This window comes from Amycolatopsis sp. NPDC057786 (genome assembly GCF_042797905.1).
Lineage (GTDB): Bacteria > Actinomycetota > Actinomycetes > Mycobacteriales > Pseudonocardiaceae > Amycolatopsis.
On record NZ_JBHVKW010000034.1, the window covers coordinates 37,130 to 62,429 of the forward strand.

At 68.6% G+C, this 25,300-nt stretch carries 24 protein-coding genes; 14 read left to right on the forward strand and 10 right to left on the reverse strand.

The window, feature by feature from the left end; all coding sequences use genetic code 11:
* Position 1 precedes the first annotated feature (1 nt).
* Positions 2 to 610: an MBL fold metallo-hydrolase gene (locus ACFVM3_RS19300; RefSeq protein WP_378440347.1), complete on the forward strand. Its 609-nt coding sequence runs from the start codon at positions 2 to 4 to the stop codon at positions 608 to 610.
* A complete protein-coding gene (locus ACFVM3_RS19305) occupies positions 610 to 1,266 on the forward strand; it encodes a hypothetical protein (RefSeq protein WP_378440349.1) in 657 nt (218 codons plus the stop codon). The genes ACFVM3_RS19300 and ACFVM3_RS19305 overlap by 1 nt, the downstream gene beginning before the upstream one ends.
* Before the next feature lie 204 nt (positions 1,267 to 1,470).
* Here the strand turns inward: ACFVM3_RS19305 and ACFVM3_RS19310 are convergent, their stop codons facing one another.
* The 3 genes from ACFVM3_RS19310 to ACFVM3_RS19320 all read right to left on the reverse strand — a co-directional run bounded on the left by ACFVM3_RS19310 (position 1,471) and on the right by ACFVM3_RS19320 (position 4,237).
* Complete coding sequence (locus ACFVM3_RS19310) at positions 1,471 to 1,731, reverse strand: hypothetical protein (RefSeq protein WP_378440351.1); 261 nt, start codon at positions 1,729 to 1,731, stop codon at positions 1,471 to 1,473.
* An 83-nt stretch (positions 1,732 to 1,814) separates the two neighbouring features.
* On the reverse strand, positions 1,815 to 3,218 hold the full coding sequence (locus ACFVM3_RS19315; protein ID WP_378440353.1) for a YibE/F family protein: 1,404 nt from the start codon (positions 3,216 to 3,218) through the stop codon (positions 1,815 to 1,817).
* A 41-nt stretch (positions 3,219 to 3,259) separates the two neighbouring features.
* Positions 3,260 to 4,237 carry a GlxA family transcriptional regulator gene (locus ACFVM3_RS19320; protein ID WP_378440356.1) on the reverse strand — a complete coding sequence of 326 codons (978 nt, stop codon included), beginning with the start codon at positions 4,235 to 4,237 and terminating at the stop codon, positions 3,260 to 3,262.
* Between the two features lie 98 nt (positions 4,238 to 4,335).
* Here ACFVM3_RS19320 and ACFVM3_RS19325 point away from each other — a divergent pair, with 98 nt between their 5' ends.
* Entirely contained in the window at positions 4,336 to 5,046 is a 711-nt protein-coding gene (locus tag ACFVM3_RS19325) for a DJ-1/PfpI family protein (protein ID WP_378440358.1), read from the forward strand.
* 86 nt (positions 5,047 to 5,132) lie between these two features.
* Positions 5,133 to 8,102 carry a BTAD domain-containing putative transcriptional regulator gene (locus ACFVM3_RS19330; protein ID WP_378440360.1) on the forward strand — a complete coding sequence of 990 codons (2,970 nt, stop codon included), beginning with the start codon at positions 5,133 to 5,135 and terminating at the stop codon, positions 8,100 to 8,102.
* A gap of 175 nt (positions 8,103 to 8,277) precedes the next feature.
* On the opposite strand, the gene ACFVM3_RS19335 is transcribed toward ACFVM3_RS19330, so the two are convergent.
* The gene (locus ACFVM3_RS19335) at positions 8,278 to 9,396 is read right to left on the reverse strand and encodes an erythromycin esterase family protein (protein ID WP_378440362.1); all 1,119 of its coding nucleotides are present in this window, start codon (positions 9,394 to 9,396) and stop codon (positions 8,278 to 8,280) included.
* Positions 9,397 to 9,890: 494 nt separating this feature from the next.
* On the opposite strand from ACFVM3_RS19335, the gene ACFVM3_RS19340 reads away from it, so the two are divergent.
* From ACFVM3_RS19340 to ACFVM3_RS19350, 3 genes are all read left to right on the forward strand, one after another.
* Positions 9,891 to 10,748, forward strand: coding sequence for a helix-turn-helix domain-containing protein (locus tag ACFVM3_RS19340; RefSeq protein WP_378440403.1), 858 nt, complete (start codon positions 9,891 to 9,893; stop codon positions 10,746 to 10,748).
* 67 nt (positions 10,749 to 10,815) lie between these two features.
* Positions 10,816 to 12,327 carry a CHAD domain-containing protein gene (locus tag ACFVM3_RS19345; RefSeq protein ID WP_378440363.1) on the forward strand — a complete coding sequence of 504 codons (1,512 nt, stop codon included), beginning with the start codon at positions 10,816 to 10,818 and terminating at the stop codon, positions 12,325 to 12,327.
* Positions 12,328 to 12,402: 75 nt separating this feature from the next.
* Positions 12,403 to 12,756, forward strand: coding sequence for an STAS domain-containing protein (locus tag ACFVM3_RS19350; protein WP_378440365.1), 354 nt, complete (start codon positions 12,403 to 12,405; stop codon positions 12,754 to 12,756).
* Here ACFVM3_RS19350 and ACFVM3_RS19355 read toward each other — a convergent pair.
* The 4 genes from ACFVM3_RS19355 to ACFVM3_RS19370 all read right to left on the reverse strand — a co-directional run bounded on the left by ACFVM3_RS19355 (position 12,753) and on the right by ACFVM3_RS19370 (position 18,739).
* The gene (locus tag ACFVM3_RS19355; protein ID WP_378440367.1) at positions 12,753 to 14,210 is read right to left on the reverse strand and encodes a DNA polymerase ligase N-terminal domain-containing protein; all 1,458 of its coding nucleotides are present in this window, start codon (positions 14,208 to 14,210) and stop codon (positions 12,753 to 12,755) included. The genes ACFVM3_RS19350 and ACFVM3_RS19355 overlap by 4 nt on opposite strands.
* A gap of 111 nt (positions 14,211 to 14,321) precedes the next feature.
* Complete coding sequence (locus ACFVM3_RS19360) at positions 14,322 to 16,346, reverse strand: ABC transporter ATP-binding protein (protein WP_378440369.1); 2,025 nt, start codon at positions 16,344 to 16,346, stop codon at positions 14,322 to 14,324.
* Positions 16,346 to 18,079: an ABC transporter ATP-binding protein gene (locus tag ACFVM3_RS19365; protein ID WP_378440371.1), complete on the reverse strand. Its 1,734-nt coding sequence runs from the start codon at positions 18,077 to 18,079 to the stop codon at positions 16,346 to 16,348. Before ACFVM3_RS19365 ends, ACFVM3_RS19360 begins: the two co-directional genes overlap by 1 nt.
* Before the next feature lie 30 nt (positions 18,080 to 18,109).
* Entirely contained in the window at positions 18,110 to 18,739 is a 630-nt protein-coding gene (locus tag ACFVM3_RS19370) for a TetR/AcrR family transcriptional regulator (RefSeq protein WP_378440372.1), read from the reverse strand.
* 271 nt (positions 18,740 to 19,010) lie between these two features.
* Between ACFVM3_RS19370 and ACFVM3_RS19375 the strand changes: the two genes are divergently transcribed.
* The 7 genes from ACFVM3_RS19375 to ACFVM3_RS19405 all read left to right on the forward strand — a co-directional run bounded on the left by ACFVM3_RS19375 (position 19,011) and on the right by ACFVM3_RS19405 (position 24,254).
* Complete coding sequence (locus ACFVM3_RS19375; protein WP_378440374.1) at positions 19,011 to 20,240, forward strand: sensor histidine kinase; 1,230 nt, start codon at positions 19,011 to 19,013, stop codon at positions 20,238 to 20,240.
* A complete protein-coding gene (locus tag ACFVM3_RS19380) occupies positions 20,237 to 20,671 on the forward strand; it encodes a roadblock/LC7 domain-containing protein (protein WP_005159022.1) in 435 nt (144 codons plus the stop codon). Before ACFVM3_RS19375 ends, ACFVM3_RS19380 begins: the two co-directional genes overlap by 4 nt.
* A gap of 19 nt (positions 20,672 to 20,690) precedes the next feature.
* Positions 20,691 to 21,074, forward strand: coding sequence for a DUF742 domain-containing protein (locus ACFVM3_RS19385; protein ID WP_034307728.1), 384 nt, complete (start codon positions 20,691 to 20,693; stop codon positions 21,072 to 21,074).
* Positions 21,049 to 21,666, forward strand: coding sequence for an ATP/GTP-binding protein (locus ACFVM3_RS19390; RefSeq protein WP_125683190.1), 618 nt, complete (start codon positions 21,049 to 21,051; stop codon positions 21,664 to 21,666). Before ACFVM3_RS19385 ends, ACFVM3_RS19390 begins: the two co-directional genes overlap by 26 nt.
* Positions 21,667 to 21,691: 25 nt before the next feature.
* Entirely contained in the window at positions 21,692 to 22,918 is a 1,227-nt protein-coding gene (locus tag ACFVM3_RS19395; RefSeq protein WP_378440377.1) for a styrene monooxygenase/indole monooxygenase family protein, read from the forward strand.
* A 118-nt stretch (positions 22,919 to 23,036) separates the two neighbouring features.
* The gene (locus tag ACFVM3_RS19400) at positions 23,037 to 23,891 is read left to right on the forward strand and encodes a Ku protein (RefSeq protein WP_378440379.1); all 855 of its coding nucleotides are present in this window, start codon (positions 23,037 to 23,039) and stop codon (positions 23,889 to 23,891) included.
* 150 nt (positions 23,892 to 24,041) lie between these two features.
* Positions 24,042 to 24,254, forward strand: coding sequence for a hypothetical protein (locus ACFVM3_RS19405; RefSeq protein ID WP_378440381.1), 213 nt, complete (start codon positions 24,042 to 24,044; stop codon positions 24,252 to 24,254).
* A 157-nt stretch (positions 24,255 to 24,411) separates the two neighbouring features.
* On the opposite strand, the gene ACFVM3_RS19410 is transcribed toward ACFVM3_RS19405, so the two are convergent.
* Positions 24,412 to 24,633: a DUF2795 domain-containing protein gene (locus tag ACFVM3_RS19410; protein WP_378440383.1), complete on the reverse strand. Its 222-nt coding sequence runs from the start codon at positions 24,631 to 24,633 to the stop codon at positions 24,412 to 24,414.
* Positions 24,634 to 24,781: 148 nt separating this feature from the next.
* Positions 24,782 to 24,937, reverse strand: coding sequence for a DUF6131 family protein (locus ACFVM3_RS19415; protein ID WP_007034891.1), 156 nt, complete (start codon positions 24,935 to 24,937; stop codon positions 24,782 to 24,784).
* Between the last annotated feature and the right edge of the window lie 363 nt (positions 24,938 to 25,300).

The window sequence follows — 25,300 nt, forward strand, 5'->3', positions numbered from 1 at the left end:
CGTGCTGGTTGTCGGTTTTCCGGCAGGCCCCCTCGAAGCCAACTGCTATCTGCTCGCCCCTGAAGGCGGCGGGGAGTGCGTGATCGTCGATCCAGGGGAGGACGTCGTCGAGCCGCTCGAGGCCGCGCTTTCCACGCACGGCCTGACGCCGGTCGCGATGCTCGCCACCCACGGCCACCCCGATCACGTCGCCTCGGCGGACGAGATCGGCGCGCGCCACGGAATACCTCTCTATCTGCACGAGGCGGACCGGCCACTCCTCGGCCCGGACGCCGGAGAACGGAAGGACGGGATCGTGCCACTCGCCGATGGCCCGCTCGCGCTGGCCGGTCTGGAGATCACGGTGTCCGGTACACCGGGGCACACCGCGGGTTCGGTCGTGTTCGGGCTGACCTCCGCCGAGGGCGGCCGGATCGTGCTCACCGGGGACAGCCTGTTCGCCGGCTCGATCGGCCGGTCCGCCGGGGACGGTGCCGAACTCGTGCGGTCACTCGGTGCCAAGGTGATGACGATGCCCGACGACACCGTCGTCCTGCCTGGCCACGGCCCGGCCACCACGATCGGGCAGGAGCGGGCGGGAAACCCGTTCCTGGCCGGGACGGGCGCGTGATGACCGAGCCGACCGGGACCCCGGAGACCCCCGAACGTCTCCCGCTGTTCCACGACGACCCCAAGCTGCGGCGCAGGCGCGGATGCTCCAGCGTCGCCGGCGTCGTGATCTTCGCGGCCGCGTTCGGCGGGATCGCGGGACTGATCGGCGGTGAGATCGCCGGGCTCGTGGTCGCGGGCGTGATCGCGATTCCGTTGCTCTACATCATGTTCTACAACCTGCGCCGCCGCGTCTGGCTCGAAGGCGACACGCTCATCGTGCGGACCTGGGGTGTACGGCGGATCGACCTGACCGCGGCCGAGCGCATCGACCTGGTGATCAGCGACGTGCGCGGCACCCGGACGGTCAGCCTGCTGGTCAACGCCGGCAAGCGCCGCAAGGTCGCGAAGGTCGACCTGGCCGTCTATTCCGGTGCGGGCGGGCGGGAACTGGGCATCCTGCAGCTGCGCAAGCTGGCGAACGCGCTGCTGAACAACACCGAGGCGAACGGCCTGGTGTTCTCCGAACTGCTGGTGGCCCAGCTGAAGTCGGAGGCGCGCGGGGACGCGGCGGCGGAGCGGCCGCTCTACCGGCTGGCCTCGGCGGCGCCCGCCGGGAAGTACATCCAGCGGTTCACGATGGAGGCGGTCAGCCGGTTCGTGGCGACCCTGGACTGAAGTTCGCGCTGCCGTTCGGCCTCTAGTGCCAAGGTCCGTGAAGGCCTCCTTCCCTCGGCTCAGCCGAGGAAACTCGACCTTCACACCTTCCCCAGTACATGAAGGCCCCCTTCCTTGCGCCTAGGTACAGGAAGGGGGCCTTCATGTACTGCAGGAGCGAGCAACGGCTCATGAGTGGTGGACGGTTAGAACCGTCTTCACCACTCACGAGGCTTCGGTGCGGGTCTCCAGTTTCTCCAGCCGCGCCTTGATCTCCTCCAGCTGGTAGACGATCTCCGGCAGCTCGCCCGCGGCGAAGGTCGCCAGCCGCTCCGAGTGCTTGAGCGTCGACCGCACGTCGTCGAGCGCGGCGGCGATCTTGGGCACCGCCTCGACGGCTTCCAGCGTCGAGACGAGCACGCGCCGCGCGACGGCGGTCAGCTGTCTCGGGACGGCGAACACGTCGAACATGGCCCCTCCGATCACGCGGCGAACCTCGGGTGCGGCCTCTTCGTACCCGACTCCGGCCCGTGATCGCGCGGTGGGCTCGCGCTTTGGGGCGCTTGTGGTTACAGGGACTCTTGGGGCTCCCGCGAGGCGATCAGCGCGGCCAGCACGGTCGTGACCGGGACCGCCGCGACGATGCCGACGCTTCCGGCCAGCGTCCGGATGATCTCCTGCGCGATCTCCTCCGCGCCCAGGATCGAGCCGAGCCCGACCCCGGAAAGCGACGTGTACAGCAGCACCGGCAGCGCCGCGCCCGCGTACGCCATCACGAGCGTGTTGACCGCCGAGCCGACGTGGTCGCGGCCGATCCGCAAGCCCGCGCCGTACAGCTCACGCCAGCCGAGTGACGGGTTCGCCCGCCGGAGCTCCCACACCGCGCTCGTCTGCGTCACCGTGACGTCGTCCAGCACACCGAGCGCGCCGATCACGACGCCCGCCAGCAGCAACCCCCGAGCGTCGATCCCGTGCCCGAGCGACCCGATCAGCTGGGAGGTGCTGTCGTCGAGTCCGGTCAACGACGCCGCCGCCGAGAAGATCGCGGACAGGACGCCGATCAGGACCAGGCTCACCAAGGTCCCCAGCACCGCTACCGAGGTTCTCGCGGACAACCCGTGCGTCAGGTACAGCGCGACGAACATGATCGCGCCCGCGCCCGCGATCGCCACCAGCAGCGGGCTTTCCCCGGCGAGGATCGACGGCAGCACGAAGAACGCCAGCACCAGGAAGCTCAGCCCCAGCGCGACCAGCGCGGCGAGTCCCCGCCAGCGGCCCAGCACGATCACCGCGAGCGCGAACAACCCGGCGAGCAGCAGCAACGGCGTACCGCGCTGGAAGTCGACGATCTGGAACGACGCGGGGTTCGCGACGTCACCACCGTTGTAGGACAGCACCACCTCGTCGCCCGCGGCGAACCGCGGCGTGCTCGGCTCGATGGGAAGCGTCAGCTTCAGCGACTTGCCGGTCCCTGGGCCGTCGGTCATCGTCAGCTCGCTGGTGAGACACGACTTCGCGTCCGGCGGCGGTTCGCCGACCTGCACCTGCCCTTCGGCGAGACAGGGGCCGGTGATCGTCCCGGTGACCGTCGCATTCACCGGTACTCCCTGGGGGAACACGCTTTTCGCCGGATCCTTGCCCCACGGGTAGAGCACGATCATCCCGACGACGGTGGCGGCGGCGAGCGGGATCAGCAGCCACATCAGCAGGAGCCGGACCCGGCGCGACGCGGGTGCCGCCGGGCCGTGCGAATGCCCGTGACCGACCGCCGGTTCGGGCTTCGGTTCCGGGGCACGACGTCTGCCCGATTCCGCCTGCCGTGGCCGCTGCGCCGGAGGACGGGGGCGCCGCGGCCCCTCGGGCGGCGGAGTCCGGCGCGGCGAACGGGACGTTCCGGGCGAACGATCGGACGGGGCGTCCGTTATCCGGCGAATCGGGCCGGTGTCGTCGTCGGAGAGGTCGCGGCGGTTCACCCGCATATCCTCCACAGCCCGCGCCGCGCGCCGCACACGGCCTAGCCGAACGCCTGCCGAAGGTGGACACGGCGATAGGCCGAAGGCGGGGTGTCGAAGTGATCGAGGAAGGCCTGGCGCAGTGTCTCGGTCGAGCCGAAACCACAGCGTCGCGCGATCGACGTCAGCGGGAGTTCGGTGCCGCACAAGAGTTTCGCGGCGTTCTCGGTCCTCGCCGCCCGCACGTACCTGCTGGGCGTGGTGCTCAGGTGCGCGTCGAAGAGTCTGGTGAGCTGCCGGGTGCTGATCCCGGCCCGTTCGGCGAGGACGGCGGTGCCGAGATCGCCGGCCAGGTGTTCCGCCACGTACGCGGTGATGTCGCGGACGAGCCGGTTCTCCGGCGGCGGACCGGACAGGAACATGCTCACCTGTGCCTGGTTGCCCGGCCGCTGCAGGTAGGTCACCAGCATCCGGGCGACCTCCCTGGCCACACTCGGTCCGTGGTCGGCCTCGACGAACGCGAGGGTGAGGTCGATCCCGCTGGTGACACCCGCCGCCGTGTAGACGTTGCCGTCGCGCACGTACAGCGGCACCGGATCCACGTTCACCTGCGGGTAGCTCGTCGCGAGCCGGTTCGCGAACCGCCAGTGCGTGGTGGCGCGCCGCCCGTTCAGCAGCCCGCACGCGGCGAGCACCGTCGCGCCGGTGCACACCGAAGCGACGCGTCGGCTCTGCTGCGCGAGCCTGCGGATGTGGGTGACCATCCTGGGGTCGGCGGCGGCCGCCTCGTGCCCGGTGCCGCCCGCGACGATCAGCGTGTCCAGTTCGCCGGTCACCTGGTCGAGCCGGTGCTGCGCCTGCAGCGTCAGCCCGGATTCGCAACGGATCCCGCGCCCGTCGACGCTCGCGAGCATGATCTCGTACCCCGGCTTGCCGCCGAGTTTGGTCGCGGCGTCCAGGACGTCGGACGGACCGGCGATGTCGAGCAACTCGGCGTTGCTGTAGCCGACGATCAACACTCGTCTGGGTGAACCCGGCATGATCGAACGCTATCAGTAGTGCCCGGCCGTCGGACGTTGTTCGCAGGAATCCGGACATCCGGGCCACCGCGGTCCCGCGTCTGCGACACCGTTGTCCCATGACAGACGACAAGAAGACGATCGCGTTCGTGGTGTACCCGGGGATGACCCCGTTGGACATGGTCGGGCCGCTGACCGTGCTGGACGGGATGGCGAGCACGACGCAGGAGTACCGGACGGTCGTGGTCGGCGAGACGACGGACGCGGTCACCACCGACAACCCGCTGAAGCTCGTGGCGACCCACACCTACGAGGAAGTCCCGTCGCCGTACGCGCTGCTCGTGCCCGGTGGCGCCGCGCCGACGCTGAAGGCGCTCGCCGACGAGAAACTGGTCGGATACGTGCGGACCGCCGGGGCGAACGCGGAACTCGTGACCTCGGTGTGCACGGGATCGCTGCTGCTGGGGCAGGCCGGACTGCTGAAGGGCCGCAAAGCCGCGACGCACTGGATGTTCCGTGAGTTGCTGGGCGCTTTCGGCGCGGACCCCGTCGCCGAACGCTGGGTCGAGGACGGGAACGTGATCACCGCCGCCGGGGTGTCGGCGGGGATCGACCTCGCGCTGCACCTGGTCGAGCGGCTCGCCGGCGCCGAGATCGCCAGGACGATCCAGTTCGTCATCGAATACGACCCGGAGCCGCCGCAGGGCCCGCTCGACTGGTCCAAGCGGCCCTACGGGGACCTCAAGCCTCTGCTGGAGCACACGCTGAACGAGGCACTCGCGGACGAGCCCGCGTTGCGGGACAGGCTGCTCGCGCACACGGGGAACTAAGAGGCGGCCATCCGGGTGAGAAGTCGCTGTCACGGGGACGCCATCGGGTTACATTCTGGGTCATCCGTCCAGGTGATAGGTGGTTCGTGGAGTTCAAGGTGCTCGGCCCGCTCGCGGCCTCGGTCCCGCTGCCGTCGGCGGCTCAGCCCCGCCGGGTGCTCGCGGTGCTCCTGGCCAGGCCGAACGAGTTCGTCCACCGGGACACCCTCGTCGACGAACTCTGGCCGCAGGGACCGCCGTCGAGTGCCGCCGCGGTCGTGCAGATGACGGTTTCCAAGCTGCGCAAGGCGTTGTCGCCCGGGGTGCCGGTCGACGACGTCCGCCAGCGGCTGCGGTCCGGCCGGAGCGGCTACCGGCTGACTGTGGCGGACGGGGAACTGGACGTCACCGCGTTCTCCGAGCTGACCGCCGCGGCTGCGAAGGCGACCGGAACCGAGCGCAGGGCCTTGCTCGAACAGGCGCTGGGATTGTGGCGTGGCCGGGCGTTCGCCGACGTTCCGGTCGGTCCGCTGGTGGAGGCGCACCGGCTGTGGCTCGAGGACCAGCGGGGTTCGGTACTGGGCAAGCTCGTGGAGCTGGAACTGGCGGCCGGTGATCACAAGGCGGTCGCCGACCGGTTGGGACCCGAACTGGCCATCCGGCCGGGTGATGAGCGCCTGGCCGGATGGCTGGCCGAGGCGCTGTACGGGCTCGGGCGGCGTGACGCGGCGCTGGCCGTCCTCGACCGGTGCCGTCAGGCGTTGTGGGAGCACGCCGGCCTCTCGCCGGGGGAGGACCTGCTCGCGATCCGCCGCAGGATCGCGGGCACCGGCTGGTCCGCCGTCGGCGGCGCGCCGTGCCGCCTGCCGGCGGCGACGCCGGATTTCACCGGCAGGGCAAGGGAACTGGCGGACGTGGGACGCGCGCTGCGCGGTCCGGTGCCGGTCGTGCTGCATGGCGCGGCGGGGTCGGGGAAGAGCGCGCTGGCCGTCCAGGCCGCGTGGCGCGTGCGCAAGCGGTTCCCGGACGGGCAGCTCGTCGCCGATCTGCGTGACGACGGCGACGTACTCACCGGGTTCCTTCGCGCACTCGGCCTCGCGGAGGCGGAGATCCCCGCTGACCGGGACGGGCGGGTCTCGTTGTGGCAGAGCCACACCGCGGACCGGCGGCTGCTGGTGATCCTCGAAAACGGCCGGTCCGAAGCCGAGGTACGGCCGTTGTTGCCGAGCGGCCCCGGCTGCGCGGCGATCGTCACGACGCGGCGGCGGCTGGCCGGGCTCGTGGGCGCCAGGCCCGTCGAAGTCGGCGCGCTGCCCGACGCGGAGTCACGTGACCTGCTCGGCGCGATCGCCGGAGAGGCCCGGTTGTCCGCTGAACCCGACGCCGTCCGCCGGGTGCTGGCTTGCTGCGACGGTCTCCCGCTGGCGGTACGGGCGGCGGGAATGAAGCTGCTGCAGCGGCCGAGGCTGAGCGTCGCCGAGTTCGCGGCGCGCCTGGAGAACGAGCGCCTGCGCCTCGACGAACTCGCCGCCGGCGACCTCGCGGTCCGGCCGGTGCTCGCCGACGCCCTCACCGAGCTGTCGCCACGACAGCGGAAATCCCTGCGATCGCTCGGTTTCCCCGGTGTCGCCGAGTTCGCGGGCTGGCTCGCGGCCGCCATGCTCGGCCGATCGGCGGACGAAGCAGCCGAGCTGCTCGACGAACTGGTGGACGACCACCTGCTCCACGCCGAACCCGATTGCATGGGCGTCCTCCGGTACCGGCTACCGGCCCTGATCCGGCTCGCGCTCCGGGAACCGCCGGATCCGGGAGCCCTTCGGCGCGCGCTGACGGCCATGGCGGCGTTGGCCGAGCACGCGTTGGCAGCGCTCGGCGCCGAGTATCCGCCGTCTCGGCGAGCGGACGTCCCGGCGGCGGTTTCGGACCGCGTCGCGGCGGACCCGATCGGCTGGCGTGACGCGGAAGCGGCGAACCTCGCGCTCGCCGTCCGGACCGCGAAGAACCACGGTTGGACCGAGCTCGCCATGCGGCTGGCCGACGCCTACAGCGATCTCGTCGGCCCGGCGAAAGGCGGATCGCCTGCCTGGCTCGGGTTCGGCATCGTGCGCGATCGCGTCGATCTCCCCGCGGAGGCGGGAAAACTGCTCAAGCTCGGGCATGCCCACGCCGACGCGGGTGATCTGGCGCGGGCGCGGACCTGTTTCTCGTTGGCGGAGACCAGGTTCCGCTCCGTGGGTGACCATCCGGGCACCGGGGCCGCGCTCATCGCACTCGCCGACGTCGACGCGGATTCCGGGCGGACCGGCGCGGCGGTCCACGCGCTGAGAGAGGCATTGGACCTGTTGCGGGACTGCGGTGACATCGCCGGCCAGGCGATGGCGTCGGCCCAGTTCGGTTCGCTGTGGGACGACCTCGGCGACTTCCGCCGGGCGAAGGAATGTTTCGACGCGAGCCTGCTGCTTTCGCTCCACTGCGAGGACGGGCGGCAGCACGACCGGTCCGCCAAACGGTACGCCGACGTCCTGCGCCGGAACGGCCGCATGGACGAGGCTGGCGAGCTGCTGACGAGCGCGCTGATCGGCACGCGCAGCTCGCGTGAACGCCACTGGGAAGCGCATGTCCTCAGGAGCCTCGGAGATCTCCACGCGACGACCGGTGACGCGGGGGAGAGCGAACGATGCCTCTCGCGGTCGCTGGAGCTGTTCGAATACGTCGGACACCGGCATGCCGCCGCCTACACGCACCGGAGCTTCGGCGAATCGCTGCGCCTGGCGGGTGAACACGGCCGCGCCGCAGAGCACCTGAGTCTGGCGATGAGCACCTTCCGTGACCTTGGAGACCGCCGGGGCGGCGGATACGCCCTGCTCAGCTTCGGGCGTCTGCGGGCCGACGAAGGCGTCGCGACCGAGGCCGCCGAAGGGCTCCGGACCGCGGCGGGGCTGTTCCGTGAGCTGGGCTTCCCGGTGTGGGAATTGCGCGCGCTCAAGGACCTTTCCGCCGTGGACCAGAGCGGACGGCAGCGGGACCGGGCCCGTGAAGCCTTGACGAAGATCCGCTTCGGAGCGACCTCGGCCTAGCCCCGTGGACGACCGCCTGCCGCGACGTTTGGCGAAGTTATGGCACCGGCGTGTTGACTCCTGCTCAAGTGAGCGGACTTCGCGCCGCCCCGGAATCGCGGCACTGGGGGTGGCGGCGCGTACTCGTGGCCGGGTGACGCCTTCCGAGGGCAGGAGGCGTCACCCGGTTCGACGGCTAGGACCGGACGTGCAGAATCGCGTCCGCGTCGTTCAGGATCCCTTGGTCGAGCGGGAAGTAACCCTGCCGCGGGGTGGGGTCGGTCCGGATGCTCGCGGGCGGGACTTCGGAGGGGGTGAGCAGGCCCCAGTCCGTGGTGACGTGCTTCTGAAGGAACCCTTCGTAGGTATCGGGCGCCGGTTCCTCAAGCGCTATGGCCTCGCTCCGGCCGAGGCTGGTCGCGACGAAGACGTAGCGGTCGCCGAGCAGTGGAGCCACCAGCGCGCCGGCGGGGAACCAGGTGGTCTCCGTCCCCGCCACCCGCATCGTGCTCGCCTGGCGGCGAAGGTGGAGGTTGTGGGCGAAGACCAGCGTCCGGCCACGGCAGGCTTCGGCGGCGCGGATGTCCAGCAGATTCCGCGCCATGATGGCGTCCCTGGTCGCGACGAGGGGCGCGTAGCGCTCGCGCGGCTCCAGCGGTTCGGCGCATTGCCGGTGGTAGCGCAGCAGATCGATGCCCGCCATGAGGTGGATCTCCGCCCGCGACCAGTCGTCCGTGACCGGTTCCGGTTTCCGGGAGCGGAGCGTGGCGAGCAGTTCGGCCGCGATCGCGCGCAGCCGATACGCGTCGGCCGTGGCGCCGGGCGACGAAGCCGCGTCCATGACGGCTTCCGTGCGGCCCCAGCGTTCGTCGTCGCCCGCCGGGCCCGCGATGTCGACGTCGACGCCCAGGAAATCGCGGGCGTACTCGAGGTAGGGCCGCGGGCTGGGCGCGGAGGTGTTCTCGGTCTGGGTGTCGAAGCCGTGGAACGAAAGTCGTTCCTCAGCGGGCCGGTTTTTGTTGAACTCGCGCATCCAGGCGATCAGTCGCCTGTTCGCCACCACGGTGCCGAAGACGTGGGAGAAGCCCTCGCTCATCGCGAGGTCGAGGGTTCCGATGCCGTCCCGGACGAAGTCGTTCGCGACGAGCGCGGCCACGCGATCCGTTTCGAGGGCGATCGAGCGGAAGCCGCGCTCGACCAGCTGGGCGAACAATGCGTTGCGGACGTCCGCGAAGACCGGGGTCGCGTGCGTCGGCTCGCCCAGGGCGAGCAGGTCGCAGGAGGGGGTCACGAAGTCTCGGATGTCTTGACTCATGGGGTTCAAGCGTATCGTTGATGCGCCGGTTGAAACTTTAGCCGTCTACTCCAGTACAGACGTCACCAAAGCCTCAAACGCGGCTTCAGTGTGTCGACCGCCAGGCACGGACTCGGTGATGCCACCCGCAGCCCCAGGAACAACACCAGCCCCACAAGTCACAGCGGCGCCGCGGTGAAGGCCCCTTACCTCCGCCCCAGTACATGAAGGCCCCCTTCCTTGCGCCTAGGTACAGGAAGGGGGCCTTCATGTACTCGGGCGCGTCGTGCCGCGCGGCCAGTGGCGGTCTGCCGCACCGCAAGAAATCCACTTCCGGATAACTCGACCCCATTCCCTTCGTCCGCTATAAAGGTAAAGAACGCTTCGCGCGCGAAGGTGCTTCGCTTGCGAAGGAGCACTTCGCGGAAATGCGCGAGCGCAAGTTATCAGCAGTTGAGGTGAATCACCGCGTGGCAATCGCCGCGCGGCCGGAGTTCGGCCCTATTTTGGCCCGCATGGTTGAGAAGGATTCGACGGCGCGGACCCGGGAACTGGGCCACCGCATGAAGGCGTTCCGGCAGCGCAGGCACTTCAGCGGAGCCGACGTCAGCCGCCGTAACGGCTGGTTGCAGAGCAAGGTCACGAGGTGGGAACAAGGGCTGCGCGAGCTGTCCGTGGTGGACGCGGCGCTGTATCTCGCGACCTGCGGCGAGGCGGAGCCCGAACGTGACCTGCTGCTGGAACTGACCCAGCCCGGCGGGGACCTGTACTGGGTCCGGCCGTACTTCGACGAACTCGTCGATCCGATGAAATCCCTTGCTATCCAAGAGAATCTCGCGCACACGCTGGTGCGCTACGAGTCGTTGACCCTCCCCGCGCTGCTCCAGACCGAACCGTACGCCCGCACCGCCTTCGAGCTGATCGGCAACCGTGATCAGGCCCAGCTGGACCAGGTCGTGAACGCCAGGCTGGAGCGGCAGCGGCTGCTGCGGCGCGATCGTCCGCCGCGGTGCCGGTTCTACGTCCACGAGCGCGCGCTGCGTTCGGTCGTCGGCGGTCCCCGGATCATGCACGAGCAACTGCTCCACCTCGTCCTGTCGGCGAACCTGCCGTATTGCTCCATTCGTATCGTTCCGGAAAGTGACGGTGTCGCCACTGTGCTCGAGAATTCCTTCACCATCATGGAATTCACCGAACATCCGGCGGTGGTGTACACGGATTCCTATGCGGCCGGGGTGTTCATCGACGATCGGGTGGCGGTCGAGGCCTATTATTCCCTCGTCGCGAGACTGGAAAGCGATACCCTGACCGAGGAGCGATCACGCCAAATGCTCGCCGCGTGGGCGGATCGGTACGACCGGATGGAGGAGTGAGCCGTCCGGGGTTTCCCACGGTCACTTCCTGGGGTAATCCTTCCTGGTAGCCGAGGAGAAGGAGTTCGTGGTGACGAAGACGCAGGGCGGTGCCCCGCTCGCCGAGACGGAGATCGAGCGGAAGTACGACCTGGCGGCCGACAGGCCCATCCCGTCGCTGGTCACGGCCGGTTCCGTGACGGGCCAGGCCGAACCGAGGGTCGACGTCCTCGACGCCACGTACTTCGACACCGCCGACTTCCGGCTCGCGCAGGCGGGCATCACGCTGCGGCGGAGGCTGGGCGGAAGCGACGAGGGATGGCATCTCAAACTCCCGGTAGGCGAGGACCGGCGAGAGGAACTCCGCCTCCCGCTGGCGGGCAAGCCGGACAAGGTGCCGGGCACGCTGGCTAAGCTGGTCCGGGCGCACACCCTCGGTGCCAAACTCGTGCAGGCCGCACATTTGCGCACCGAGCGCACCTCGTACGCCTTGCTCGACGCCGAAGGCCGTGAGCTCGCGACGCTGACCGACGACGTCGTCACCGGCGAAGCGGGCGGGGAGAAGGCGCACCTCGACCGCTGGCGGGAGATCGAGATCGAACTCGCGCCCGGCGCCGATCCCGGAGTGCTCGACAGTCTGGACCGGGCGGTCCTGGAAGCGGGCGCGGAACGGTCGAGGTGGCCGTCGAAGCTCCGCCGGTTGACCGACGAGCTCGTGCCCCCGGCCGGGGGAGCGTCGGGTTCGGTGCTGGCGGACTACCTCGCCGCCGAGCTGGACGCTTTGCGACGCAACGACATCGGGGTCCGCCGGGACGCCGAGGACGCGGTGCACCGGATGCGCGTCGCGAGCAGGCGGTTGCGCAGTGCGCTGCGGACGTTCCGGCGGTCCCTCGAGCCGGACGTCGCGGACGGGCTCGCCACCGAGCTCCGCTGGCTCGGTGGCGAACTCGGCCCGGCGAGGGATACCGAGGTGATGTCCGCGCGGCTGCGCGACGAGGTCAGGGCGTTGCCGTCCGAGCTGGTGCTGGGCAACGTCGAGCAGCTGATGACGCGGCACTTCGCGCGCGAGGCCGAAGAGGCCAAGGCGCGGGCGATCCGGGCGCTCGACAGCAAGCGATACACGGATCTGTTGCGCGCTCTGGAAAAGCTCATCCGCAAGTCGCGGAAGAGCAAGGATGACAAGAAGGAACTGCGCAAGGCGGTCGCTCGCTCGAGCCGGAAGCTCGGCAAGGCCGTCGCCGCGGCGCGTGAGCTGGCCCCCGGTGCGGAGCGGGACGCCGCACTGCACGAAGTGCGCAAGAAAGCCAAACGAGCGAGGTACGCGGCGGATACGGTCCGGCCGGTGACCGGCAAGAAGCTTCGAAAATGGCGAAAGAACGTCAAGACGGTGCAGTCCACGCTCGGTACGCATCACGACATCGTGGTCACCAGGGAGGTCCTGCGGCTCCTCGGCCTGCGTGCGTACGCCGAGAACGAAAACGCTTTCACCTATGGGGTTCTGCACGGACGTTCGATCGCCGACGCGGAGTCCGCGCGACGACGTTTCGCCGGGCAATGGCAAGACTTGGGTAAAGGTTCTCGCCCGAAATGGCTCAAATGAGGTAGCCCGGGTTGACCTCTCGCGCTCGCCGAGTACCGTCGAGGGGACTTGGTGGTCTGGAGAGAGGCGCCCCCAATGTTGCCTGGCCAGCGCGTACCCGGCGAAGCGCCGCCCCTGGCCGTGACCACCAGCCGCCGTAAGGACGGCGTCCTCATCCTCACCGCGGTGGGGGAGATCGACGCGGCCACGGTCGGGCGGTTCCGCACCGAGCTCACCGGCGCGTGTGTCAGGGGAAGGCACGTGATCCTCGACCTTTCCGGCGTCCGCTTCCTTAGCTGCGCCGGACTGCAGGCGCTCGAAGAGGCGAACGCGGTGTCCCCGCGCTTCTCGGTGATCGTGAAGACCCCTTTGGTGTCACGGATCCTGGACGTCAGCGGGGTCGGAGCGGACCTCGATGTCCGTCATGACGTGGAGGAATTGCGGCTCTAGTCCCCGTCGAGCTCGACCTCGTCGGCGGTGACGTCCGGCAGCAGCCCGCGCCAGCGTGGGTTGCGCAGGCAGCCCGCTTCGGTCCAGCCGCCGAAGACGACTTCGCCGACGATGGTCGGCCGTGACCAGCGCGCGTCCCGCGCCTGCTTGTCCGGGACCGAGTGGAACGGGGATGTCTTGCGCTCCAGGCGGAACAGCCGCCGGGAAAGCTCGGCCAGCTCGTCGCCGGCGAAACCGACGCCGACGTTTCCGATGTACCGCAGGCCATCCCCGTGCGGGACGCCGAGCAGCAGCGAACTGAACGTGTCCGCCCGGCTGCCGCCGCCCGGCCGCCAGCCACCCAGAACCACTTGCTGCACCAGGGTTCCGGTGATGGAAAGCCATTCTCCGGTGCGCTTTCCCGGGTGATAAGCGGAGCCTGCCCGTTTGGCGACGACGCCGGCGAGCCCGTGTTCGCGGGCCGCCCGCGTGACCGCGCCGCCGTCCCCCAGGTAGTACCGGGGGACCTGCCAATGCGGTCCGCCGAGCCCGAGTTCGTCGAGGAGTTCTCGTCGTTCCACATAGGACGAGCCGAGGCAGGAGTGGCCGTCGAGATGCAGGAGGTCGTTCACCAGGTAGAACGCCGGATACCGGGACGTGAGCCGTTTCGCGGAATTCTTCGTCGCCCGCGCGCGGTGCCCGAGCCCTTCCGGACTCGGCTTCCCGCCGTCGAAGACCACGATCTCGCCGTCCAGAAATGCTTCCGTGGCGCCGAGTTGCTCGCCGAGGCCGCGGAATTCGGGATACAGCCCGGTGACGTCGTCGCCAGAATCGTCGTAGGCGGTGATCCGCCCCCCGGTCACCCGGATCAGGGCGCGGCGCCCGGACCAGTCGAATTCGTAGGCCCAGTCCGCGTCTTCGCTCGTCGAAGGAAGCCGCCCCGGTTTGGTCAGCATCGGCGCGAGGAACGAGGGGAGTTCCGCGCGGCCGGGATCGGCCGGGTCGAGCCTTTTGAGCAGCCAGCCGTTGTCCCTGCCGTCCTTCTTCACGTTGAGGAACAGGTATTTCCCGCGTGCTCGCTCGCCGTGGAAGACGACTTCCACCTTGTGGTCGTTGAAATGCAGCGTTTCGTACCGGCCGGTGTCCCAGATCGTCATGGTGCCGCCGCCGTACTCGCCCGCGGGGATCTCGCCTTCGAAGGTGAGGTATTCCATCGGGTGGTCTTCGGTGTGCACGGCGAGCCGGTCGAGATCCGGCGACATCGGTAGCCCCTTCGGCACCGCCCAGGAGACGAGTACTCCGTCCCGTTCGAGGCGGATGTCCCAGTGCAGGCTGCTCGCGTGGTGTTCCTGGATGACGAACAGATCGTCGGCGCCGGTCTTCCCGTCGCGATCCGGAAGGGGCTCCGGAGTCCGCCCTGGTCTGCGCTTACGGCGGTATTCGCCGAGTTTCTCCGCCATGGTCGGCCAGCGCACCCCTCTCCGGATCCGGTCACGCAAAGCCTAGCGCCGTTCACGCTCCTTCCGTACGTCGAAGGCCCCTTTTCCCACGGTAACAGCAGGAAAAGAGGCCTTCGCGCGATGCGGTTAGTCGGTTTCGGCCAGCGCCTCCGCGAACTGGGCGGCATAGAGCCGGGAGTACGCACCACCGGTGAGCAGCAGCGTTTCGTGGTCGCCCTGTTCGACGATCGATCCGTTCTCCATCACCAGGATGACGTCCGCGTCGCGGATGGTGGAGAGCCGGTGCGCGATGACGAAACTCGTCCGTCCTTCGCGCAGCGAATTCATCGCCCGCTGGATCAGTACCTCGGTCCGCGTGTCGACGGAGCTGGTCGCCTCGTCGAGGATGAGGATCGCGGGCTTCGCCAGGAACGCCCGCGCGACGGTGATCAGCTGCTTCTCGCCGGTGCTGACCGTGCCGCCCTCGTCGTCGATCACCGTGTCGTACCCGTCGGGAAGGGTGCGCACGAACCGGTCGACATGGGTCGCCTTGGCCGCCGCGACGATCTCGTCGTGCGTGGCGTCCTCCGTACCGTAGGCGATGTTCTCCGCGATGGTGCCGCCGAACAGCCACGCGTCCTGCAGCACCATGCCGGTCTTGGCCCGCAGGTCCTCGCGGTCCATCCCGGCGATGTCGACGCCGTCGAGGGTGATCCTGCCGCCGTCGAGTTCGTAGAACCGCATGAGCAGGTTGACCAGCGTGGTCTTTCCCGCGCCGGTCGGGCCGACGATGGCGACGGTGTGCCCCGGCTCGACGGTGAGCGACAGGTCCTCGATGAGCGGCGTGTCCTTGGCGTACCGGAACGACACGTGCTCGAACTCGACCTGGCCCCGCACCTTCTCCACGCGGGCGGGCTCTTCGGGCTCGGGATCCTGCTCGTCCGCGTCGAGCAGCGCGAAGACCCGCTCCGCGGACGCGATCCCGGACTGCAGCAGGTTCGCCATGCTGGCGATCTGCGTGACCGGCTGGCTGAACTGCCGCGAGTACTGGATGAACGCCTGGACGTCGCCGAGCGACAGGGTCCCGGACGCCACTCGCAGCGCGCCGATCACGGCGACCAGCACGTAGCTCAGGTTCCCGATGAACATCATCGCGGGCTGGATGGTGCCCGAGATGAACTGCGCCTTGAAGCTCGCGCCGTAGAGCGTGTCGTTGTGCTCACGGAAGACCTCTTCGGCCTCTTCGCGGCGACCGAACACCTTGACCAGCGAGTGACCGGTGTACATCTCCTCGATATGCGCGTTGAGCCGACCGGTGGTGGACCACTGCTTGATGAACTGCGGCTGGGCCTTCTTGCCGATCTTGGCCGCGACGAGCACCGAGGCAGGCACCGAAAGCAGCGCGACGAGCGCCAGCAGGGGCGAGATGACGAACATCATCACGAGCACGCCGACGACCATCAGCAGCGACGACACGATCTGCGCGAGGGTCTGCTGGAGGGACAGCGCGAGATTGTCGATGTCGTTGGTCGCCCGGCTCAGCACCTCGCCGCGCGGCTGGCGGTCGAAGTAGCTCAACGGGAGCTTGGCGAACTTCTCCTCGATCCGCTCACGCAGGTCGAACACCGCCCGCTGGACCAGGTTCGTGGTCAGCCTCGCCTGCAGCAGCGAGAAGAACGACGCCACGATGTAGAGCAGCAGGACCCACAGCAGGACCTGGCCGACGGCGTCGAGGTCGATGCGCTGGCCGGGGACGAAATCGATCCCCGAGTACAGGTCGGCGACGGTGTTGTCGCCCGCCGCCCGCAGCCCGGCGATGACCTGTTCCTTGCTCGCACCCGCGGGCATGTCCTTCGCGACGACGCCCGCGAAGATGAGGTCCGTGGCCATCCCGAGGATCTTCGGGCCGATGACGCTCAGCGTGACGCTGGCGACGCCGAAGAGCAGGATGCCGTACAGCACGGCGCGCTGCGGTTGCAGCAGGCGCAGCAGTCGTTTGAGGGATCCCTTGAAGTCCAAGGCCTTCTCGGGGGACGGTCCGCCCATGAAGCCGGCGGGGCCGCGGCCGAGACTGCCTCCTCCGGGGCCGGGTCCCCGTGCCGCGCTCGCGCGCTCGCCGACCGGGGTGTTCTTGGTGTCCGAAGAGGACGCTGTGGACTCTGGCGCGCTCATCAGGCGGCCTCCTGCTCGGTCAGCTGGGACAGCACGATCTCCCGATAGGTCTCGTTCGTGTCCATGAGTTCGGTATGGGTTCCGCTGCCGACGACGCGGCCTTCGTCGAGTACGACGATGCGGTCGGCGTTGCGGATCGTGCTGACCCGCTGCGCGACGATGACCACGGTCGCCTCGGCGGTCTCGGCCGCCAGCGCCCGCCGCAGCGCGGCGTCGGTCGCGTAGTCGAGAGCGGAGAAGGAGTCGTCGAAGAGGTAGATCTCGGGACGCCGCACCAGCATCCGCGCGATCGCGAGCCGCTGGCGCTGCCCGCCGGAGACGTTGGTCCCGCCCTGGGCGATGGGAGAGTTCAGCCCCTCCGGCATCCGCTCGACGAAGTCCTTGCCCTGAGCCACCTCCAGCGCGTGCCAGAGTTCCTCGTCGGTGGCGTCGGACTTGCCGTAGCGAAGATTGCTCGCGACCGTTCCGGCGAACAGGTACGGCTTCTGCGGCACCAGCCCGACGGCGTCGGACAGCACGGTCTGATCCAGTTCCCGGACGTCGACACCGTCGACCCGCACCGATCCCTCGGTGGCGTCCATCAGCCGGGGGATCAGGTTGAGCAGCGTGGTCTTGCCGCTGCCCGTGCTGCCGATGATCGCGGTGGTCTCACCGGGCAGGGCCAGCAGCGAGATCTCCTGCAGTACCGGCTTCTCCGCGCCGGGGTAACGGAATTCCACATCGGACAGTTCGAGGCGTCCGTGCACCTCGCCGGGGCTGATCGGGTTCTCGGGGAGGACGACGCTGGTGTGCGTGTCGAGCACCTCGGCGATGCGCTCGGCGCTGACCTCGGCGCGGGGCACCATCATGAACATGAAGGTGGCCATCATGACCGCCATCAGGATCTGCATCAGATACGACAGGAACGCGGTGAGCGCGCCGATCTGCATGCTGCCGTCGTCGATGCGCAGCCCGCCGAACCACAGCACGGCGACGCTGGAGGCGTTCATCACGAGCATGACGATGGGGAACATCAGGGCCATCAGCCTGCCGACGACGAGCGAGACGTCCAGAAGTTCGGTGTCGGCCTTGGTGAACCGCCGCCGTTCGTGCGTGTCCTTGACGAACGCCCGGATCACGCGGATGCCCATGATCTGCTCGCGCAGGATCTGGTTGATCTTGTCGAGACGTTCCTGCATCAGCCGGAACGCCGGGCGCATCTTCGCGATGATGACCCCGACCGAGACCCCCAGGATCGGCACCGCGAGCACGAGCAGCCACGAGAGGGTGACGTCCTGGTTCAGCGCCATGATGATGCCGCCGAAGCACATGATCGGCGCGGACACCATCAGGGTGAAGGCCATCAACGTCAGCATCTGCACCTGCTGGACGTCGTTGGTGGTGCGGGTGATCAGCGACGGCGTCCCGAACTGGCCGACTTCGCGGGCGGAGAAGTCCTGGACCCGGTGGAAGATCGCGCCGCGGAGGTCCCGGCCGACCGCCATCGCGGTCCGGGCGCCGTAGTAGACGGCGCCGATCGAGCAGGCGATCTGCACCAGCGACACCAGCAGCATGACGCCGCCGACACCGAGGATGTAGTCGATGTCGCCCTTGACCACACCGCCGTCGATGATGTCGGCGTTCAGGGTGGGGAGGTAGAGCCCGGCGAGGGTCTGGACGAACTGCAGCAGCACGATCAGCCACAGGTCTCGCCGGTACGGGCGCAGGTGAACGCGCAACAGCTTGGTCAGCACAACGGTTTCTCCCCAGTGGTGGGTAGGGTGTTACTTCTGGTTCGGGCCGGTGAGCGAGGGGATGCCCGCCGCGGCCTCGTGCAGGAGGACCTCGAGCGTCCCCAGGAACGGCCTGGAGCTCTCGTCGATCAGCCAGCTGAAGAACGCGGTCTTCACCGCGGACTCCACGATCGCCGCCATGAGCCTCGCGTTCAACGCGTTTTCCGGGCCCGCGCCCGCACGCTCCAGGATGGCGTCCGCCAGCACCTGTTCGACCTTGGCGTGCGCCTTGAGGAACTCGCCCTGCACGGACGGGTGCAGGAGCAGTGACCGCGCCAGCTCGACCGAGCCGCGATTCGGTTCTCCCAGGCTGCCGTAGGCCTCCAGCGTCGCGGTACCGACGGCCTCCCACAGTGTCTCTCCCGAAGGCCGCTCGCGCAGCGCCTCCCGCAGGAGCTCCTGCCGTTCGACGATGAACGAGCAGATCGCCTCCTCCTTGCTGGAGAAGTAGTTGTTGAACGTACGAGGCGAGACCCCGACGGCGGTGGCGATGTCTTCGACGCGGACCTGTTCGACGCCCTTCTCCATGGCGAGCTTGAGTGCCGCCTCGCTCATGGCGCGGCGGGCCGCTCGCTTCTTGCGCTCGCGCAGCCCCAAAGGCGCGGCCGGGTCCGGGGTCATGCCGCCAGCCTAAGGAAAACTTGCGGGGCGCGCAAATTTATGCGCAGTCCGCACTTTTCGGGCATCCCCCGTGGCGCGGAACACTCAGATGCAGCCGAATGGCCTAGCGCGCCGCGCTCACCAGCCGTAACGCGTTCGTGACCACGTCACTGCCAGCGGTTGAACGGAAACCGAGTGTGGACACGGATAGTGACTTCTGCTTGCATGGCCGTCGTTGTGCTGGGGAGTGCGACACGGGTCCGGGTATGCGAAGAGAAAGAAGTGGAAGCACATGGTGACGCGGGCTCGAGGCTTGCTTGACCGCTCACGGGTTCTTCTGGACCGTTCCAGGGTCGCCGCGGCGCAGTTCCTCGCCGCACCGCCCCGGCACGCTCCATCGGTTCCGCCGGTCGAACAACCGGTGGAACAGCGCCCGGCGGTGGAGGCGCCGGACGCCGGCGCGCTCGCCGGGGTCTGCTCCAATGTCGCGTTGCGCGACCTCAATCTGCTCGACCAGTTGCTCGCGCAGCTGGAGACGATGGAGGCGGGAGAGGAGAACTCCGACCGTCTCGCCGAGCTCTACCGCCTCGACCACCTGGCGACCCGGTTGCGGCGCAACGCCGAGAACCTGCGTGTCCTCGCAGGCCGGGACGCCGACGACACGACCGCCGGAATCTCGTCCGTGCTCGACGTGATGCGGGCCGCGATGTCGTCGATCGACCACTACTCGCGGATCACGATCGGCCGCGTCGTCTCGCTCGGCGTCGTCGGCTTCGCCGCCGAAGACGTCAGCCGGATCCTCGCGGAACTGTTCGACAACGCGGCGAACCAGTCCTCGCCGAGTTCGCCGGTCAGCGTCAGCGCGCACCTCACCGAACAGGGCAGCGTGCTGATCCGCATCGAGGACGAGGGCATCGGCATGCCGCCCGAACGCCTCGCGGCGCTGAACGAGCGGCTGGCGGCCGGCCCGGTGCTCGACGACGATTCCGTGCGGCACATGGGACTCGCGGTCGTCGGCAGGCTCGCCGACCGGCACGAGATCACCGTCAAACTCGACCGGAGGACCCCGCACGGCACGGTCGCGACCGTGCTGCTGCCGGTGCCGGTGGTGTCGGAGCTGGCCGAGAAGCAGTGGTCCGGTTCGCAGACCGTCGTACTGCCACAGGCCAGGATCAACGGAGCGCCCGTGGGAACCCCGGTCGCGACACCGTCCGGGCTGCCGCGGCGCCGCCCGGCCCCTTCGGCGGCACCGGAACCCGAACCGGAACGGAAGCCCAGCCCGCGTCCGCGCACGGCCTTCCAGCCGCCCGCCGACGGCGGCACCACGGCCAGCGGTCTTCCGCGCCGGGTTTCCCGCAGTATCAGGACTTTGCCCGACGAACCGGCCCCGCCGACCACCCCGCCCGCCGACGCGGCGGACGGGCACGAGGCGCTGCTGGCCGACCTCGATGCCTTCACCGACGGCGAGCGTGCCGCCCTCGACGACCGGCACGAGCGTGAGACCGGAGGAAACACCCAGTGACCGCCCAGGACGCGACCACGGATTTCACGTGGTTGCTCGACGACTTCGTGCGCAAGGTGCACGGTGCCAGCCACGCGCTGATCATGTCCGTCGACGGTTTCCCTTTGACCGCGTCGGAATCGGTGTCCAGCGACGACGCCGAGCAGCTCGCGGCCATCGCGAGCGGCCTGCTCAGCCTCGCGGGCAACAGCGCCGCGCTGTTCGGCAAGGGCAACTGCGAGCAGATCATCATCCGGCTCACCCGCGGGTACTTCCTGTTCATGGGGATCGGTGCCGAGGCGGGGCTCGCGGTGCTCACCGAACCGGACTGCGACATGAAGGTCGTCGCCTACGAGATGACCCAGTTCATCACCAACGCCGGTCACGCGCTCACCCCCGAGGTGCGAGCGGGACTCCGGCAGGTCCTGACCGCCCGACGGCCGCAGGCCTGAGAATCCGGAGAAGGAAGGGATGACCGTGTCCAGCGACCAATCTCCGGACCGGCCCGTCAAGATGCGCAGCCGCAGAATCCGGCCGTACGCGCTGACCGGCGGCCGGACCAAGAGCAGCCAGCTGCTGCTGGTGGAGACCCTGATCTCGGTCCCGCGTTACGACCCGTCACTGGCCGAGGCGCTGATGCCCGAATCGCGCTCGCTGTACGAGCGCGCCCGGGATCGCTCGTCGATCGCCGAGCTTTCGGTGGGACTGGATCTGCCACTGGGCGTGGTCCGGGTGCTCATCGGCGACCTCGCCACCCAGGGCGCCGTTTTCGTGCACCCGACGGCCCACGCCTACAACCACGATACGAACGTGCTCGAGAGGATCCTCGATGGACTCAAGCGCCTCCCGGTCTGACCCCAGTCTGCTGGCGATTTCCGCCAAGATCGTGGTCGCCGGTGGATTCGGCGTTGGCAAGACGACCTTCGTCGGCTCCGTCTCCGAGGTCCCGCCACTGAGCAACGAGGCCTGGATGACCGAGGCTGGGGCAGGCGTCGACGAACTCGTGCCGCCCGGAACCAAATCCACCACCACGGTCGCGATGGACTTCGGCCGGATCACCCTGCGTGAAGACCTGCTCCTGTACCTGTTCGGCACCCCCGGACAGGCCCGGTTCTGGTTCCTCTGGGACGACCTCTCGCGCGGCGCGCTCGGCGCCGTCGTGCTGGTCGACACCAGCCGGATCGACCAGTCGTTCGCCGCGATCAACTACTTCGAGAACGACTCCGAGCTGCCGTTCATCGTCGCGGTCAACCAGTTCGAGGGCATGCCGGTGCACGACCTCGAAGAGGTGCGCGACGCGCTGGCGCTGTCCCCGGACATCCCGCTGGTCACCTGCGACGCACGCGATCCGAAGTCGGCGGTCGCGACGCTGCAGGAACTGGTGTCGCACACGCTGTCCCTCGCGGTCGTCTCGGGGCCTGGCCGCGAGTTCGCTTCACTCAGCTGAACGGGTTCTGGGAGGAACACAGAGGATGCGCAAGGTTCTGATCGTCGGTGCCGGACAGTCGGGGTTGCAGCTCGCCTTGAGCCTGCTCGCCCACGACTACGACGTCACGGTGATGTCGGCGCGGACGCCGGACGAGATCCGGTCCGGCAAGGTGATGTCGACCCAGTGCATGTTCCACTCCGCTCTGCAGCACGAGCGGGACCACAAGCTGAACCTGTGGGAGGAAGAGACCGTCAAGGTCGAGGGGCTCGGCGTTTCCATCGCGGGACCGGACTCCAGCCGCGTGCTGGACTGGTTCGGGCCGCTGGAGCACTACGCGCAGTCGGTGGACCAGCGGGTGAAGATGGCCGCCTGGCTCGAACTGGTGGAGGACCGCGGCGGCAAGGTCGTCATCCACGGCGTCACCACTTCGGATCTCGCGCCGCTGGCGAAGCTGTACGACCTGGTCGTCATCGCGGCGGGCAAGGGTGAGCTGGTCCAGCTGTTCGACCGGATGCCGGAGCGTTCGCCCTACACCGAACCCCAGCGCGCCCTTTCGCTGGCTTATGTGCACGGACTGGAGCGCCGGCCCGAGCATCCGGACAAGGCGGCGGTGCGGTTCAACATCATCCCCGGTGTGGGTGAACTGTTCATGATCCCCGCGTACACGCTGAGCGGGAACTGCGACATCCTGTTCTTCGAGGGGATCCCCGGCGGCCCGCTCGACTGCTGGGACGACCGGCCGTCCCCGCAGCAGCATCTCGACCGGATCCTGTCGCTGATGAAGCAGTTCCTGCCGTGGGAGTACGAGCGGTCCCGGAACGCCGTACTGACCGACGACAAGGCGACGCTGGCCGGCGGATACACGCCCGTCGTGCGGAACGCGGTCGGCAAACTGGAGTCGGGCACCGCCGTGCTCGGCATGGCCGACGTCGTGGTGGCCAACGACCCGATCACCGGCCAGGGCTCCAACAACGCGAGCCACTGCGCGGCGTCCTATCTGGACTCGATCCTCGAACGCGGCGACAAGCCGTTCGACGAGGAGTGGATGTCCGCGTCGTTCGAGAAGTACTGGGAGTACGCCCAGCACGTGACGACCTGGACCAACGCGATGCTGCAGCCGCCGCCCCCGCACGTGCTCCAGATCATCGGCGCGGCGGGGGAGAAGCCCGCCGTGGCGAAGCGGTTCGCGAACGGGTTCTCCGATCCGACCGACTTCCAGCACTGGTTCCTGGACCCCGCGAAAGCCGAGAAGTACCTGGCCGAGGTCTGATTCCGGGACCGCGACGGTCCCGCGATCGGGTTCGCGGGACTGTCGCGGTGCGCCGTTTCGGGCTACCGTGGTCACCGTGTGTGAGTACGGTCGGTGACGGCAGCGGAGGTGCGGCTCGATGCGTTCGATGTGGAAGGGCTCGGTGTCCTTCGGGCTGGTGAGCATCCCGATCCAGCTCTACGCGGCCACCGAGAACAAGAACGTCTCGCTGCGCCAGGTGCACGAGGCCGACGGCGGCCGGATCCAGTACAAGCGGTTCTGCACGATCGACGGCGAGGAAGTGCCCTACGCCGAGATCGCCAAGGGCTACGAACTGCCCGACGGCGAGATGGTCGTGCTCACAGACGAGGACATGTCCGAACTGCCGCTGGCGTCGTCGCGGGCGATCGACGTGCTCGAGTTCGTGCCGCTGGAGTCCATCGACCCGATCCAATTCGACAAGACCTACTACCTCGAACCGCAGAAGAACGCCGTCAAACCGTACGTGGTCCTGCGTGACGCGCTGCAGAAGGCGAGCCACGTGGCGGTCGCGAAGGTCGCCATCCGGCAGCGGGAGACGCTCGCGATCCTGCGGGTCCACAGCGACGTGCTGACGATGACGACGATGTTGTGGCCCGACGAGGTCCGAGTCCCGGATTTCGGGTTCCTGCACGACGATCCGCCGCAGGTGCGGCCGCAGGAGCTGACGATGGCGGGTTCGCTGATCGACTCGCTCTCGGAGCCGGTGTTCGAGCAGGAGAAGTACAGCGATTCCTACCGTGAGGCACTGGAGGCCATGATCGAGGCCAAGGCCGCGGGCAACCAGACGACCAAGCCGAAGGTCGTCGGCGCGAAGGCCGACGTCGTCGACCTCATGGAGGCCCTGCAGGCCAGCGTGAGCGAGGCGAAGAAGAGCCGGAAGCCCACTGCGGCGAAGAAGGCAACGGCGGCCAAGAAACCCGCGTCGGGCAAGCGAACCCCGAAGAGCGCCTGACCCTCCTTTATGGACTGTTGTGCCCGGTGTCACCCGCCGGGTACCACGACACGCCGCGTGTATGCCAGGATTTGTCGTCCCTCGGTGGTAGTAAGGCAATCGAGGAGAACTTTTCCGAAGCGATCTTCGACCCTGATCGCGGGAGGCGGCATGACCATGGAGTGCGCGTTCTGCGCCGGTGGGCTCGATCACTGCCACGGGACCCTGGTGGTCCACGTCGACGGCGGTTTCACCGAATGCAGCGAAGACGGGTGCGTCGACCTCGACTTCTCCCGGCACACGCTGACGATCGACTGTTTCGACGTCGACGGAGGCTGCTCGTGCGCGGAGATGGCGGCCCAGCTGCTGCTGCAGGCTTCTTGACCGGCGGCCAGTACACCAGTCCGGCCCGATTCGGGCGATCGTGCCCGATTGCCACTCGAAGGTGTATGCGTTCGTGTACATCGCGGCCGGGAATGTGTTAACTATGACGGGGTCCTCCGGCTCTCCCTCCCCCTCGGAGCCGGGGGACCCCTTCATGTCACGGTGCTTCCTTCGCGGTGTCGTGGATCGGCGCCCCGTGGTAGGAGCGGATGGCCTCCCAGACACCGTCCCCGTCCGCGTAGTCACGGGCGGGCAGCGTGCCCAAAGGGCCAAGGACGTCGTCGCCCGCTCCGGCCGCCGCGGCGGCCCGCAGGAGTTCGTCGCGTCCACACGGGTATTTCGCTTCCGTCAAGTACGGGCGAGGGTCCGTCCCTGCCATCGGCTCTCCCTCCTTCTCCTCGTCCGAGGTGGGTACCCGGCTGGCGGAGAACGAAAACGGCCCTGACACCCGGCGTGAGGGGAACGCCGGGTGCCAGGGCCGTTCAGGCGCCGGTACCTGGGGGCTCGGTACCGGTTCGGTCCGGTGCTCAGTACCAGTGGGCGCGACCGCCGATGGCCTTCCCGGTGTTCCCGAGAACGGCCAGGATGATGCCGATGACCGCCAGCGCGATCCCGATCGAGTACAGGACGGGGATGCTGGCGATGACACCGACGACAATCAGGATGACGCCGAGAATGATCACGGGAACACCTTCTCCTTCGTAGTCGCCCGGCCGGCTTGCCGCCGGGGTGTGGCTACGTAAGGGATTCCCGTCCCGATCGGCGAGAAACAGGTCCATCCGGCCGAAGTTTTCCCGCATTCGGCCTAGTGGCCGCCCGATCCAAGCCCCGGTCCGTGAAGGCCCCCTTCCCTCGACTGAGCCGAGGAAACTCGACCTTCACTAACTTGTAGGACCGCTACGCTCCGTGAGTGGGTTCTGCCGGTACGCGGGTGGCGATCACGCGTGATTGGACGGACGACTCGCGTGTTCGGGCGGACGACTCGTGGCGGAACCTCGGCCGTGGTCGTGTCGTCCACCGGATCACGCGTGTCGTCCGGATCAATC

Bases quoted from the DNA above. Each gene is read 5' to 3' on its own strand.
- ACFVM3_RS19305 (WP_378440349.1), top strand. From the start codon at position 610: ATGACCGAGCCGACCGGGACCCCGGAGACCCCCGAACGTCTCCCGCTG.
- ACFVM3_RS19320 (WP_378440356.1), bottom strand. From the start codon at position 4,237: ATGCCGGGTTCACCCAGACGAGTGTTGATCGTCGGCTACAGCAACGCC.
- ACFVM3_RS19370 (WP_378440372.1), bottom strand. From the start codon at position 18,739: ATGACCCCGGACCCGGCCGCGCCTTTGGGGCTGCGCGAGCGCAAGAAG.
- ACFVM3_RS19410 (WP_378440383.1), bottom strand. From the start codon at position 24,633: ATGGCAGGGACGGACCCTCGCCCGTACTTGACGGAAGCGAAATACCCG.
- ACFVM3_RS19400 (WP_378440379.1), top strand. From the start codon at position 23,037: ATGCGTTCGATGTGGAAGGGCTCGGTGTCCTTCGGGCTGGTGAGCATC.
- ACFVM3_RS19360 (WP_378440369.1), bottom strand. From the start codon at position 16,346: ATGAGCGCGCCAGAGTCCACAGCGTCCTCTTCGGACACCAAGAACACC.
- ACFVM3_RS19375 (WP_378440374.1), top strand. From the start codon at position 19,011: ATGGTGACGCGGGCTCGAGGCTTGCTTGACCGCTCACGGGTTCTTCTG.
- ACFVM3_RS19385 (WP_034307728.1), top strand. From the start codon at position 20,691: ATGACCGTGTCCAGCGACCAATCTCCGGACCGGCCCGTCAAGATGCGC.
- ACFVM3_RS19325 (WP_378440358.1), top strand. From the start codon at position 4,336: ATGACAGACGACAAGAAGACGATCGCGTTCGTGGTGTACCCGGGGATG.
- ACFVM3_RS19340 (WP_378440403.1), top strand. From the start codon at position 9,891: ATGGTTGAGAAGGATTCGACGGCGCGGACCCGGGAACTGGGCCACCGC.
- ACFVM3_RS19395 (WP_378440377.1), top strand. From the start codon at position 21,692: ATGCGCAAGGTTCTGATCGTCGGTGCCGGACAGTCGGGGTTGCAGCTC.
- ACFVM3_RS19350 (WP_378440365.1), top strand. From the start codon at position 12,403: ATGTTGCCTGGCCAGCGCGTACCCGGCGAAGCGCCGCCCCTGGCCGTG.
- ACFVM3_RS19335 (WP_378440362.1), bottom strand. From the start codon at position 9,396: ATGAGTCAAGACATCCGAGACTTCGTGACCCCCTCCTGCGACCTGCTC.
- ACFVM3_RS19405 (WP_378440381.1), top strand. From the start codon at position 24,042: ATGACCATGGAGTGCGCGTTCTGCGCCGGTGGGCTCGATCACTGCCAC.
- ACFVM3_RS19390 (WP_125683190.1), top strand. From the start codon at position 21,049: ATGGACTCAAGCGCCTCCCGGTCTGACCCCAGTCTGCTGGCGATTTCC.